At 56.7% G+C, this 12,292-nt stretch carries 10 protein-coding genes and 1 pseudogene; 2 read left to right on the top strand and 9 right to left on the bottom strand.

All coding sequences use genetic code 11. The features are described 5' to 3' along the window. The first annotated feature begins 5 nt into the window (after positions 1-5). A pseudogene (locus AACW87_RS08295) lies at positions 6-1,145 on the top strand (IS3 family transposase). A gap of 124 nt (positions 1,146-1,269) precedes the next feature. Here the strand turns inward: AACW87_RS08295 and AACW87_RS08300 are convergent. The 8 genes from AACW87_RS08300 to AACW87_RS08335 form a co-directional block, all read right to left on the bottom strand. Continuing rightward, on the bottom strand, positions 1,270-2,394 hold the full coding sequence (locus AACW87_RS08300) for a hypothetical protein (protein WP_241324708.1): 1,125 nt from the start codon (positions 2,392-2,394) through the stop codon (positions 1,270-1,272). 1 nt (position 2,395) lies between these two features. Further along, positions 2,396-3,553 carry a UDP-4-amino-4,6-dideoxy-N-acetyl-beta-L-altrosamine transaminase gene (gene pseC, locus AACW87_RS08305; protein WP_241324709.1) on the bottom strand — a complete coding sequence of 386 codons (1,158 nt, stop codon included), beginning with the start codon at positions 3,551-3,553 and terminating at the stop codon, positions 2,396-2,398. Further along, positions 3,550-4,554 carry a UDP-N-acetylglucosamine 4,6-dehydratase (inverting) gene (gene pseB, locus AACW87_RS08310; RefSeq protein WP_241324710.1) on the bottom strand — a complete coding sequence of 335 codons (1,005 nt, stop codon included), beginning with the start codon at positions 4,552-4,554 and terminating at the stop codon, positions 3,550-3,552. Before pseB ends, pseC begins: the two co-directional genes overlap by 4 nt. Positions 4,555-4,676: 122 nt before the next feature. Further along, positions 4,677-5,525 (bottom strand): cobalamin-binding protein, encoded by an 849-nt coding sequence (locus AACW87_RS08315; protein ID WP_241324711.1) that lies wholly within the window; start codon positions 5,523-5,525, stop codon positions 4,677-4,679. Further along, the gene (locus AACW87_RS08320; protein WP_241324712.1) at positions 5,518-6,468 is read right to left on the bottom strand and encodes a cobalamin biosynthesis protein CobD/CbiB; all 951 of its coding nucleotides are present in this window, start codon (positions 6,466-6,468) and stop codon (positions 5,518-5,520) included. Before AACW87_RS08320 ends, AACW87_RS08315 begins: the two co-directional genes overlap by 8 nt. Beyond that, positions 6,465-7,157 (bottom strand): 5'-methylthioadenosine/S-adenosylhomocysteine nucleosidase, encoded by a 693-nt coding sequence (gene mtnN / locus AACW87_RS08325; RefSeq protein WP_043136828.1) that lies wholly within the window; start codon positions 7,155-7,157, stop codon positions 6,465-6,467. Before mtnN ends, AACW87_RS08320 begins: the two co-directional genes overlap by 4 nt. Before the next feature lie 140 nt (positions 7,158-7,297). Continuing rightward, positions 7,298-8,056, bottom strand: coding sequence for a substrate-binding periplasmic protein (locus tag AACW87_RS08330; protein ID WP_241324713.1), 759 nt, complete (start codon positions 8,054-8,056; stop codon positions 7,298-7,300). Positions 8,057-8,153: 97 nt separating this feature from the next. Next, entirely contained in the window at positions 8,154-9,086 is a 933-nt protein-coding gene (locus AACW87_RS08335; RefSeq protein WP_043137005.1) for a ZIP family metal transporter, read from the bottom strand. A 369-nt stretch (positions 9,087-9,455) separates the two neighbouring features. Here AACW87_RS08335 and AACW87_RS08340 point away from each other — a divergent pair, with 369 nt between their 5' ends. Then, on the top strand, positions 9,456-11,087 hold the full coding sequence (locus AACW87_RS08340) for a methyl-accepting chemotaxis protein (RefSeq protein ID WP_043136824.1): 1,632 nt from the start codon (positions 9,456-9,458) through the stop codon (positions 11,085-11,087). A 383-nt stretch (positions 11,088-11,470) separates the two neighbouring features. On the opposite strand, the gene suhB is transcribed toward AACW87_RS08340, so the two are convergent. Continuing rightward, positions 11,471-12,274 carry an inositol-1-monophosphatase gene (gene suhB, locus AACW87_RS08345; RefSeq protein ID WP_005310327.1) on the bottom strand — a complete coding sequence of 268 codons (804 nt, stop codon included), beginning with the start codon at positions 12,272-12,274 and terminating at the stop codon, positions 11,471-11,473. Between the last annotated feature and the right edge of the window lie 18 nt (positions 12,275-12,292).

Below are 12,292 nucleotides of genomic sequence, written 5' to 3' on the forward strand. Positions count from 1 at the left end.
AATCAATGACAAGATTACGTCGCTCATTTACTGCCGAGTTCAAACTGGAAGCTGCATCCCTGGTGCTCAACCAGGGATATTCTCTCCCTGAAGCTAGCCGTCCATTAGATGTCGGTGAAACCGTTCTTTGCCGATGGGTTCAGCAGCTTCAATCCGAACGTACTGGCACAACCCCTATCGGCAAGGCGTTGACCCCAGAGCTGCAGAAAATTCAGGAGCTGGAAGCTCGCATCAACCGGCTTGAACGCGAGAAAGACATTCTAAAAAAGCTACTGCTCTCTTGATGGCGGACGAACTCACACGTACGCGCTGATAGACCGATTAAAGGAGCAAGCCCCCATCACCCTGGTCTGCTGCGCTTTCGATGTCCCCACTTCCTGTTTTTACGACTATATAGCCCGCAAGCGGACGATTAACCGTGAGCGGATGCAACAACGCAGCGCATTACGCCGTTTGTTCAAAGAGAGCCGGGGCTCAAGCGGGCAGTCGCGCCTTGATGTAGATGATGCGGGAGTTGGGGTACCGGATTGGACGATTCAAGGTGCGTAGCCGCGGGCTGGTATCCAAACAACCGGGCGCTCATCGTTATCAGGTTGCCTAGTCTGAACGACAGGATATTCCCAATCTGTTGTCGCGTGAATTTGATGTTCAGCAACCCAATCAGGCGTGGTGTGGCAATATCACCTAGGTCTGAGACTGTGGCCGTTGGTATTACTTGGTCGCGGTGCTCGACTTTCATACCCAGTGAGTTGTGGGGTGGATGATGTCTGATAAACCAGATGCCGAGCTAGCAGTGAAAGCGCTCGAGATTGCGTATCAGCAACGAGGTTGTCCATCTGGCGTCCTACCAAGGCAGCCAATACGGCAGCCGGGCATTTCGGCAATGGCTGTGGAGCTACCGCAGGACCCAGAGCATGAGTCGGCGTGGTAACTGCTGGGATAACGCGCCGATGGAGCGGTTGTTCAGGAGCCTGAAGTCAGAGTCGCTCCCGGCAACGGGCTATATGAACCTGCGAGAAGCGAAACGAGATATCAGTTACTACCAGATGGATTACTACAACTGGCAGCGCCCACATCAACACAATGATGGGATACCGCCAGCAGAAGCCGAAAATCAGCCTAACCAAGTGTCCGGATTTAGTTGACCACTACATTGTGGTCATAGGGTGATTCCTGATAACACGCTAAGGCTACCGTTTTGTTATCCGGTTTGAAGCCATATGACCATTCTCTTTTGTGGGAAACTGTCCGCTAAATGCCATCTTTTATCTAAATAGAAAGATATGAAAATATTTTACTCTGTTGATTTTCATAGCTACACATTGTTGAAAAAAATTCTCTGCATTTATTCCCCCGTTTAAATAACTCAATTCTGTCCTCATCCATGCTGTGTATTAAATCTACTATCCCTATAGTGTTTGATATATCAAATATTGCTAGAGAGTTGTCAGGAATATCATAGTGCTGCTGCAGATTGTTTGGATCTGTTGTAGCAAGAAGGGCACCTGTCAATGCGGCTTCAATACCTAATGGCCATCCATTGAATGCAATGCCAGTATCAATGCTAATTAATATATCTACATTGCTTTTATAAAAATCAATCAATTTCATCATGGGCATTGGCGAATATATTTCAACCCCTTGTTGTTCAAATGGATAATTGCCAATGGCAATGAAGTTTACATTCGATAATGGATATTTATCTTTAAAGTTTTTTGTTATTTCAAGGTAAGTGCTAGCCCCTTTTTCGACCGAGTGTCCCAAGCTTGCAAAAGCAACAATTAATCTACCCTTATGTTTTATTGATACTTTATGTGGGTGTATACCTTCTCTTGTGAAGAAGGTCCCACCTAGGCATTCAAGATAGTTTGTGATTCCTAACTTGCTTAATACTAGACTGGTTTTCGGGTTTGTTGATATTAATTTAACTTCATGGTGAAGGTCATATATAGATTGTTGGCCGGAGAAACCGCCACCAGGATAAAGGTGAATCACCTGTTTGTTTTTAGGATATTCAATGAGCTTATTAAACTCCCGATAACAATGAAGGAAAATATGATAGATAACATCATACCCATGTATGTTAAAGGTTGTTTTTTTTGTGAAAATATAGCTCGCTGGAAACAAACCATTCCATTGAGTACCATCGATCCTTTTGTTGAATTTATTTAGATGATTATACCTAGGGTCAAATATGATTATATTGTACTCACCATAACCCAATATATCTCTCATCTCCTCATAATCGACTGTGTACTTTACCCCAGCAAAACCATCAATTTTAAAGACCATAATATCTGCCCCCTTCTCTTTTATGAAAGAGGCAGTTTCACATATTCTCCATAAGGAAAGCTGGGTCGGAAATACTACATCAGTTACTAGGATTTTTTTCATATTATTTATTTGGTTCAATGTTGGCAAGATATGATTTAAATAATTGGATTACAGTGTTTTGGTCCGGTGTTGTCAAATATGGGTACAGTGGGATCGATATAATGCTTGAACTGAATTTGTTGCTTTTGAGTAGAGAAGGTATTGTACAACCTATATGGTAAGGTTGATTATAGATTGGAATATAGTGGACGTTGGTAAAGATATTCATTTCTCGTAAAAATTTGACTAGTTTTCCCCGAATGTTGGCATCAACTTTTATCACAAATAAATGCCAAGCACTTACTCTATCTGTACGAGGGAAAAGAAAATACAGGCCGCTTGCACGAAGCTCTCTCTTGTAATGTTCAGAGAGCGCTATGCGCTTGAAAAGAAACTCCTCTAGACGTTTCATCTGGCTCAACCCCAGCGCCGCCTGGATATCTGTCATCCGGTAGTTGAAACCCAGCATCTGCTGTTCGTAGTACCAGGGACCGTCCGGTTCGTTGATGAAGTCTTCCGGTTCACGGGTGATGCCGTGGCTGCGCAGCATGCTCATGGTCTTGGCGAGAGCGGGATCATTGGTCATGGCCATGCCGCCTTCACCCGTGGTGATAATCTTCACCGGGTGGAAGCTGAAGACGGTAATGTCGCTGTAGCGACCATTGCCGGTCGGTTCGCCGTGATAGCGGGCGCCGAGGGCGTGGCAGGCATCTTCTATGATGCGAAAACCGTACTCCTGGCCCAGACGGTGGATCTCTTTCATATCGCAGGGCAAGCCGGCGAAGTGTACCGGAATGACCACCTTGGGCAGGCGTCCTTGCGCCTTGGCGACAATCAGTTTGCGCTCCAGCTCCAGTGCGCACATGTTGCCGGTATCCGGCTCTATGTCGACGAAGTCGACCTGGGCTCCGCAATAGAGAGCACAGTTGGCCGAGGCGACGAAGCTGATGGGGGAGGTCCATACCCAGTCTCCCTGGCCAACACCCAGCGCCAGGCAGGCGATGTGCAAGGCGGCCGTGCCCGAATTGACCGCTACCCCGAAGCGGGCACCGCAGTAATCTGCCACGGCTTGCTCGAAACGGGGGACGACCGGGCCCTGCGTCAGAAAGTCTGACCTCAACACCTCGACTACCGCCTCGATATCCGCTTCGCTGATCGACTGCCTGCCGTACGGGATCATTCCATTACCACCTTGTCATTCAACTCTTTCAATTGTGCCACCGTCAGGAAGTCGCCGTTGTTGCGTGAGTTATACTCGAATCCCTGTTCGACCATGCATCCCTTCTCGCCTGTCGCCGTGACCGAGAAGTCATTGTTGCGATTGTTGAAGTTGATGGTGGGACCGATGATGAAGAAGTCGTCGAACTCGAAGGTATGATAGGAGTCGTCACTGGGGCACATCACCTCATGTAGCTTCTCGCCCGGACGAATACCGATAATTTCCTGGGTCAGCTGGGGTGCCATGGCGGTAGCTAGGTCGGTGATCCGCACCGAAGGCAGCTTGGGTACGAAGATCTCTCCCCCTTTCATGCGCGGGAAGTTGTTCATCACAAAATCCACCCCCTGCTGCAGGGTGATCCAGAAGCGGGTCATCTCGGCATGGGTGATGGGAAGCGTGCCGGCGCCCTGGTCGATCCGTTTCTGGAAGAAGGGAACGACTGACCCACGTGAACCCACCACATTGCCGTAGCGCACGACCGCGAAGCGGGTCGGATCCTGACCTGCGATGTTGTTGGCCGCCACAAACAGCTTGTCGGAAGCCAGTTTGGTGGCGCCATACAGATTGATGGGGTTGGCGGCCTTGTCGGTGGAGAGGGCGATCACCTTCTTGACCTGATTGAGCAGGGCGGCCTGGATGACGTTCTCTGCCCCATGGATGTTGGTCTTGATGCACTCCATGGGGTTGTATTCGGCGGCAGGCACCTGCTTGAGCGCGGCCGCGTGCACGACGTAATCGACGCCGCGCATCGCCATGTTCAGGCGGTTGGCATCCCGCACATCGCCGATGAAATAACGCATGCAGGGTTCGTTGAACTCCTGCTGCATCTCGAACTGTTTCAGTTCATCGCGGGAGTAGATGATGAGCCGTTTCGGCTTGTGGCGTTCCAACACTGTCTTGACCAGCATCTTGCCAAACGAGCCAGTGCCGCCAGTGATGAGTAACGTTTTATCATTGAACATTGCGAACATCTCGTTATGAAAACAGTAGATGAATCATATGCTAGCAAATAAAGTACCAGCATTTTATGCAAAGAGTGTAATCGGCTAATAAAAAGAGCATCAAGCATGCCGCCACACTGTGTTCAGTCTGGACTGGGCTTGTCAAAAGGTAATATTAATGTTTCGTAGCTTGTGGCGATGGCATCACACACCTGCTGTACGGCATTGAGTGCCCTCGGGGTGAAGCGATGCAGTTCGTCCGAGTTGATGAGTTGCAGACGCTGATGCTTGACCGCATCGATCATGGGCCACTGCTGCCAGCGACGCAGGACGCCGGGATCTTGACTCCCCGCCAGGATCAGTGCCGGGTTGGCCTTGATGATCTGCTCCAGGCTGACCTGGGGGTAGGGAGTGCGAGCTTCCGCCATCACATTCTCTCCGCCGCACAGTTCGATGGCCTGAGCCGGCCAGGCGGAACCGCTGACGCTGGTCAGGGGGGGATCCCAGAGCTGATAAAACACCTTGATATGCTTGGGCTGGCCGTAGCGTTGCTTGAGGTCGGCCAACCTGGCGAGATAGGCATCAGCCTGGGCATTGGCCGCTTGCTCCAGCTCCAGCCGTGTTCCCAGCGCGCGTATTTCCGAGGCCAGGGAGGCGAAATCCGTGGGCTCGGAGTAGAACACCGGAATACCCAGCTGCTCTATGGGGGCCAGCATGCGGGATTGGGCCGAGCGCCAGGCCACCACCAGATCCGGTTTCTGGGCCAGCAGGGCTTCCAGGTTGATGCTGCGGTAGTTGGCCACGTGTGGCCGTGTCGTCACCTCGGGTGGAAAGTCGGAGGCATCATCGGTGGCGACGATGCGATCGCCAGCACCGATGGCAAACAGCAGCTCGGTCAGATGGGGGGTGAGGCTGACGATGCGCATCGGCGCAGCCGCCTGCAGCATCAGTGGCCAGCAGAGCAGGCAGATCAGGGCGACATGCCTAGCCATGCAGTTGCTCCACCGCGGTGAAGAGGACGGCCAGTGCCAGCCAGCCCCAGCCAATTTGTTGCAACCGGTTGAGCAAGCGCAGTGCACTGCTGGCATCAGGGTCGCTCACCGCATCGAACACAGGGAAGCGAAACAGGGTGTCCTGGTAATAGCGTGGGCCGCCCAGCCGGATCCCCAGCGAGTGGGAAAGCAGCGTCAGCAAGGCACCCATGGCAGGGTAGGGCCACCGTATGGCCGTGCGCAGGCGAGCCCCCAGTTGGCGCAGCTGGGTCAGGCACAGGGGCAATGCCAGCAGCAGGATGGCGGGGGTACAGAGTCCCTGGTAAAGCACGGCAGCGGCGCGGCCGAAGTGGCTGAATGCCTCTTGCTTGGGGCTCCAGCCCTGGTTCATCAACTGAGCGAGTCGCCACAGCAGGGCACCCTGAACGCCGGCCAGTGCAAACCCGAGCAGGGGACCGGCCCACTGGCCTGTCAGTCGCAGCGCACAGGTCTCGCTGACCGCTTTGGCAACCCCCATCACGGAGAGTTTGCCGGTATCGCGCCTGAGCCAGGGGGCCGCCTGCAGCCGGGCAACCACCAGCGTCTCCTGACTTGCCAGCGAACGGGTGGCCTTGGCCAGCTCTCGCAGCGGGCGCGACTCTATCATCAGCAGCAGAAACAGCAGATCAAACAACGGCTCCGAGAGGGAAAGGTTGCGCACCGCCCAGAGTCCGGCGGCGCACGGCAGCCAGACAACCAGCAAGGCCAGCAGACCGGCCTGGAATTGCTGCCTGGGCGCGCCATCTGGCCTGTGTACCTTGTGGCCGAGGCGGGTCAGCAGGGGCACCAAGGCGGAGAGCCTGAACTGGGCAGGCCAGGGCAGTATGGCTTCCAGCAGCGTGGCCCCGAGCAAAATGGCCGCCGGAGTGGCGGCCATGTGTTCCAGCGTGGCGAGGTCGATCACAGCTTGCCGAGCATCTTGATGATCATCTCGGCCGAATGCTGGCCCGCCACCTCGATGAAGGCGTCGAAGGATTCAACCTGTTCCTTGCCGGCGATATCCGACATGGCGCGGACCACCAGATAGGGGACCTTGAACATGTGGCACACCTGGCCGATGGCGGCTCCTTCCATCTCAACTGCCAGCATCTGCGGGAAATCGGCACGGGCTTTCGCAATCGCCTCGGGCTTGCACATAAACTGATCGCCGGTGCAGATGAGGCCAACTTTGGTCTGATGCTTGCCTTGCTCGGCGATGCAATCCTGGGCCACCGCGATCAGCTTCTCGTCGCAGGGGAAGGCGGCGGGTTGTTGCGCCATCTGGCCCATCTCGTAGCCGAAGGCGGTCACATCCACGTCGTGGAAGCGCATTTCGCTGGCGATGACCACGTCACCTATATGCAGATCCTGGGCAAAGCCGCCGGCGGAGCCTGTGTTGATCACGCAATCCGGGGCAAATTTTTCCAGCAGCAGGCTGGTGGCGACGCTGGCGGCGACCTTACCGATGCCGGAGCGAGTCAGGATCACCTCTTTGCCCGCCAGCATCCCCTGATAGAACTCGCAACCGCCCAGTTGCAGGGTGGTTGGCTCGCTCATCTGGCTGCGCAGCAGGGCCACTTCCTGTTCCATGGCGCCGATAATACCTACTTTCATCACTCACCTCGTCTCGATGGCCGCGTGGCCGAATAAGTTGTTGTGGATCATAACAAAAGTTGGCGATGGCGCCGAGCATTCCGAGATGGTCGCCAGGAGGAAGATAAAAGGGGAAAGAGGCGGAAGTGACGTGTCCCCGCTCAGCGGTATTGTTCCACCAGCCTGGTCAGCGCGCCGCTGTCGGCCAGTTGCTGCAGCGTGCTGGCAAACAGGGCCAGCCGCGCGGGCGAGGTGTGTTGATGAAACAGTATGTAGAAAGGGGTCTCTTCCATGACGGTGGGGAGTATGCGCACCTGGCCGGTGAGCCTGTGCTGGCGAATATCGAATTCGAAGCCGGGTGAGCGGTAATAGATGAAGCGCCCCCGTTTCATCCGCAGCTTGTCGTAGTTGGCTGTGCTGTTGATCCCGCCGCTGTCGATGAGGAGCCCGCCGATGGCTTGCAGCCGCTCTATGGCTCCGCTGCCATGGTTGATGAGGATGATGCCCTCCTTGCCAAGGGCCCTGACATCGTCCCAGTGACGAATATGGATGGGGTCGTCGCTGCGCACCGCCAGGTGGTAGCGCACCGTGAAGATGGGCGGTTGCAGATAGATGAAGTGGTTGCGGCGGACCGGGTTGTCGCCGACGCCGCAGATAAAATCGAGCTGGCCGTGCAGCACGCTCTTCTCCAGCCGTTTCAGCGGCAGGAAGATCTGATCGCCCTGGATGCGCAGGGCGGGTTCTCGCTGCTCCATGAGTCGAAACAGGTCGACGCAGATCCCGCCGACGTGTCCATCCGGGTTTTCAATGTATTTTGGGGCCGACTCCGGCTGCGCCGCCGTGTGATAGACCTCTATGGTACTGGCTGCCCAGAGCGCAGGGGCAAGCAGGAAAAGCAGTGAGGCCACCCAGGATCTCATCTCATGCAGGCCCTTGATGAAGGCTCGGGGAGATCCCGATGCCAGCTATGTCAGTATCGTCAACGAATGGGACATTGGGCTATTTATCAGCATCTTATCAACCCAATGCGGTGTCGAGCGTCATCATGAGGGCAAAGCCGGCCATCAGCCCCAGGGTGGCGTGGGTCTGGTGACCATTGCGATGAGTCTCGGGGATCACCTCGTGGGATACCACAAACAGCATGGCGCCGGCGGCCAGCCCCAGCCCTATGGGATAGGCGATGGCCATGCCGCTGGAGAGGCCCACTCCGAGCAGGGCGCCGAGCGGTTCCAGCAGACCGCTGCCGATGGCGACCAGTACGGCTTTGCCTGGATGAAAACCGGCGGCGCACATGGCCAGCGCCACCGCCAGCCCTTCCGGAATGTCCTGCAGTGCGATGGCGGTGGTGAGCGGCAATCCCACCGACATGTCTCCCTGGGAGAAGCTGACCCCGATGGCCATGCCCTCCGGCAGGTTGTGCAGGGCGATGGCAAACACGAACAACCAGACCCGGGAGCAACTCTCATGGCCCGGGCCGCAGGGGCCCGTCTTGTCGTGTTCATGGGGAGTGAACTGATCCAGTCCCAGCATCAGCAGTACCCCCAGCGTCATACCGGCTACCACCACGGCGGCGGCGAGGAAGCCATCCCCGGTGATCCCTTCCGCTGCCTCGAGTCCCGGCAGCAGCAGGGAGAAGGCACTGGCGGCCAGCATCATGCCGGCGGCAAAGCCCAGCATGCTGTCTTCCACCCGTTGTGGCACGGCGCGCAGGAAGAGGGCCGGCAGGGCCCCGAGGGCAGTGGCGGCAAAACCGGCCAGTCCACCGATGAGGCCATAACGGGCTCCCGGACTGATGTCACCAGCCGCCAGCATGATGAGGCTCTGCAACAGCAGCAACAACACGGCTGCCAGGGCGATGAGCAGGCCGATCGCGGTCAGCGGGCGAGCCTGCATCTGCTCGCGCAGCTGAATTGACCAGGAGGAAACCGGCAGCGCCGACGCGTTATCCATAAGCATGACCTCGATTGGCAGCGGATGAGGGGGCTCATCACCATGGTCTTGCATTACACCGAGGCGGGCCTGCTTTGTCCATGCCCGCTGACCGATTGCCTTCATCGGCTAACTATTTGATATGTTTTGGTCGCTATAAAAAGTTTGTGATGAAAGTCCGGTTGTGCGGAAAAACAACTTGCTTTCACGCCGCGAAATCCGGTGAAGGAGTAGGCAGATCTGTGGTAAAGTGCCGCCCTCGCGAAACCAGCCCTTCCCTTGGTTTTTCGCAACGTCCCATCTCCCGTCAGGAATGTCCGGGTATCAGCTCATACGGATGTGATCGCCACAGTGCACCTGCTTGTCAGCAGTTGAGGATCACCAGCCACCATGTTTTACAAAAATCTGTCTATCGGCAAGAAGATTGCCGTGGTCTTTGCGGTCATTGCCGCCGTCAACGTGATATTCGGTATTTTTCTCTCCAGCGAGCTGCGCGGCGTGCGCGACCGCGTGCTGAACTTTACCGACTCCACCCTGCCGAGCGTGCTCTCGGTGGAAACGCTGCTCTACGACGTCTCTTACGTGCGTCGGGCCCAGTTCGCCCTGCTGATGGTTGACGATGCCGCCGATCTGCAGGCTCGCCGTGGCCGCATTCAGGACAATGTCCAGAAGGTCGAGCGTGCCTTTCGTGCTTACGAGTCCACGGTCGGTGCCGATCATGAGCGCCAGGTGTTCAACCGTGCCAAGCAGGACTGGCAGCAGTACCTGAACTCGGTCAATGCGGTGGATCAGCTGCTGGTACAAGGCCAGCTGGCCCAGGCCAAGGCGCAGCTGTTCCAGTCCAACGCTGCCTATGGTGCGCTGGAACAGTCGGTCAACAGCCTGGTGGAGGTGAACCTCGGCTTCGTGAAGGAGAATCGGGGCAGCCTGCTCGACAGCGTCAACATGGTGACCAGCTTTGCCATGGTGAGCATAGGTGGCCTGCTGCTGTTCATGATGGCCATGACCTGGTTCCTGACTCGCCAGATCTGCCTGCCACTGCAAGCCGTGGTGGCGCAGGCCAACGCCATCGCCGCCGGTGATCTGACCCATCAGCTGGATCGACAGCACATAGGTCGCGATGAGCTGGGCATGCTGGCCAAGGCATCTCTCAAGATGCAGGACAACCTGCGTGGCCTGATTGAAGAGGTAGTAGCCGCGGTGACCCAGCTTGGCGCCGCCATCGAAGAGGTGAGCGCCGTTTCCGAACAGTCGGCGCAAGGGATCCAGAGCCAGCAGCAGGAGATCTCCCTGGTGGCAACCGCCATGACCCAGATGAAGGCCACCGTGGCCGACGTGGCCGGCAACACTGAGACCGCCTCCGAGTCCGCCAGCTCCGCCAACGCCCTGGCCCGTCGCGGCAATCAGGATGTGCAGAGCTCGCTGGTGGCCATTACCCGGGTCGCCGAGGAGATTGAACAGGCGGGGACCCTGGTCGCCGAGCTGGAGCGTGAATCTGCCCAGATCAATGTGGTGGTGGACGTGATCCGTGGCATCGCCGATCAGACCAACCTGCTGGCGCTCAACGCCGCTATCGAGGCGGCCCGTGCTGGCGAGCAGGGCCGCGGCTTTGCCGTGGTTGCCGATGAGGTGCGTACCCTGGCGGGTCGTACCCAGGCCTCCACCGGCGAGATAGTGGCCATCATAGAAACCCTGCAGGCGCGCGCCAACCAGGCGAAAGAGGTGACAGGTCAAAGCTGTGACATGATCCGCCAGTGCGTGGTACAGAGCGAGCAGACCAGCAACGGCATCCAGCAGATCGAAGAGGCGGTCGCCCAGATTGCCGACATGGCCATTCAGATTGCCAGTGCCTGTGGCGAGCAGGATGCTGTCTCCGATGAGCTGGGTCGCAACGTGGAGCGGATCAATGAATCCTCCAACGAGGTTGCCATCGGTGCCGATCACACCGCCCGCGCCTGTCTGGAGCTGAGCCAGCTGGCTGCCGGTCTGAAGCAGACCATAGGTCGCTTCCGCCTGGCCTGATGAGGGCAATGCCGGCTTGGTCTAGGCTGAGCCGGCCCATGCCCGCTGGACACACAACAAAACCCGGCGCTTGCCGGGTTTTGTTGTTTTACAGGGCGCCAGGGGAGGCGGATACCCGGCGAATGAATCCTGATCTTCACGTCTTCATGCCGGGCCTGCGACTGCGGGCGGATGGCCGCGGGCAAAGGATTGATGTCGGCAGTTAAGCATGGTGAAACCCGGTTGGCGGGAAAGGGGTATGAGGATTTGCGTTGATAACGCTCATGCCTGCCGGGCTGCAAGGGAGGCTCAGGACTGCCATGGAAGGGCCTGCCTCGTTGCTGTAGCAATAAAAAAACCCGGCCAAGGCCGGGTTTTTTGTGCGTGCGCTGCGAGAGGCTGGCTTATTTGGCCAGGGACTCCGGCAGGTTTTCGCGGATCTTGCCGAGCATCTCTTTCAGGACGCGCGGGTTGGCAACCACTATGTTGCCGGAGTTTTCGTAGTTGTGACCACCCACGAAGTCGGTGACGATGGCACCGGACTCTTTGGCCAGCAGCTCACCGGCAGCGGTATCCCAAGGCTTGAGGCCGATTTCCCAGAAACCGTCGACGCGACCGGCGGCCACATAGGCCAGATCCAGTGCGGCAGAGCCGGAGCGACGGATGTCGGCACATTCGATGAACATGCTCTGGAACATCTTCAGGTACGGCTCTATGTGGTGCTTCTGCTTGAACGGGAAACCGGTGGCCAGTACTGTGCCAGCCAGCTCTTTGGCCTTGCCGACACGGATGCGGTAGCCGTTCAGCTGGGCGCCGTTACCACGGGTCGCGGTAAACAGCTCGTCACGGATGGGATCGTAAACGACGGCCTGTTCGGTCTTGCCCTTGACGCGCAGGGCGATGGAGACGGCAAAGTGCGGAATGCCCTTGACGAGGTTGGTCGTGCCATCCAGTGGGTCAATGATCCATTGGTAGTCCGGATTGGTACCGGCAATCTCACCAGACTCTTCAGCTATGATGCTGTGTTCCGGGTAAGATTTTTTGATGGTGTGAATGATGGCCGCTTCGGCGTCACGGTCAACGTTGGTCACGAAGTCATTGCTGCCTTTCTGGATGGCCTCGATGTTCTCGGGCTGGGAGAAGGCTTTTACTACTACTTGACCGGCGTTGCGCGCAGCGCGCACGGCGATATTCAGCATCGGATGCATAGGTTCACCACTGGATGT

This window comes from Aeromonas sp. MR7, from assembly GCF_963899385.1.
Classification (GTDB): domain Bacteria; phylum Pseudomonadota; class Gammaproteobacteria; order Enterobacterales; family Aeromonadaceae; genus Aeromonas; species Aeromonas bestiarum.

Coding starts and splice junctions, on each gene's coding strand:
- suhB (WP_005310327.1), bottom strand. CDS start 12,274: ATGCATCCGATGCTGAATATCGCCGTGCGCGCTGCGCGCAACGCCGGT.
- mtnN (WP_043136828.1), bottom strand. CDS start 7,157: ATGAAAGTAGGTATTATCGGCGCCATGGAACAGGAAGTGGCCCTGCTG.
- AACW87_RS08315 (WP_241324711.1), bottom strand. CDS start 5,525: ATGGCTAGGCATGTCGCCCTGATCTGCCTGCTCTGCTGGCCACTGATG.
- pseC (WP_241324709.1), bottom strand. CDS start 3,553: ATGATCCCGTACGGCAGGCAGTCGATCAGCGAAGCGGATATCGAGGCG.
- AACW87_RS08330 (WP_241324713.1), bottom strand. CDS start 8,056: ATGAGATCCTGGGTGGCCTCACTGCTTTTCCTGCTTGCCCCTGCGCTC.
- AACW87_RS08340 (WP_043136824.1), top strand. CDS start 9,456: ATGTTTTACAAAAATCTGTCTATCGGCAAGAAGATTGCCGTGGTCTTT.
- pseB (WP_241324710.1), bottom strand. CDS start 4,554: ATGTTCAATGATAAAACGTTACTCATCACTGGCGGCACTGGCTCGTTT.
- AACW87_RS08335 (WP_043137005.1), bottom strand. CDS start 9,086: ATGGATAACGCGTCGGCGCTGCCGGTTTCCTCCTGGTCAATTCAGCTG.
- AACW87_RS08300 (WP_241324708.1), bottom strand. CDS start 2,394: ATGAAAAAAATCCTAGTAACTGATGTAGTATTTCCGACCCAGCTTTCC.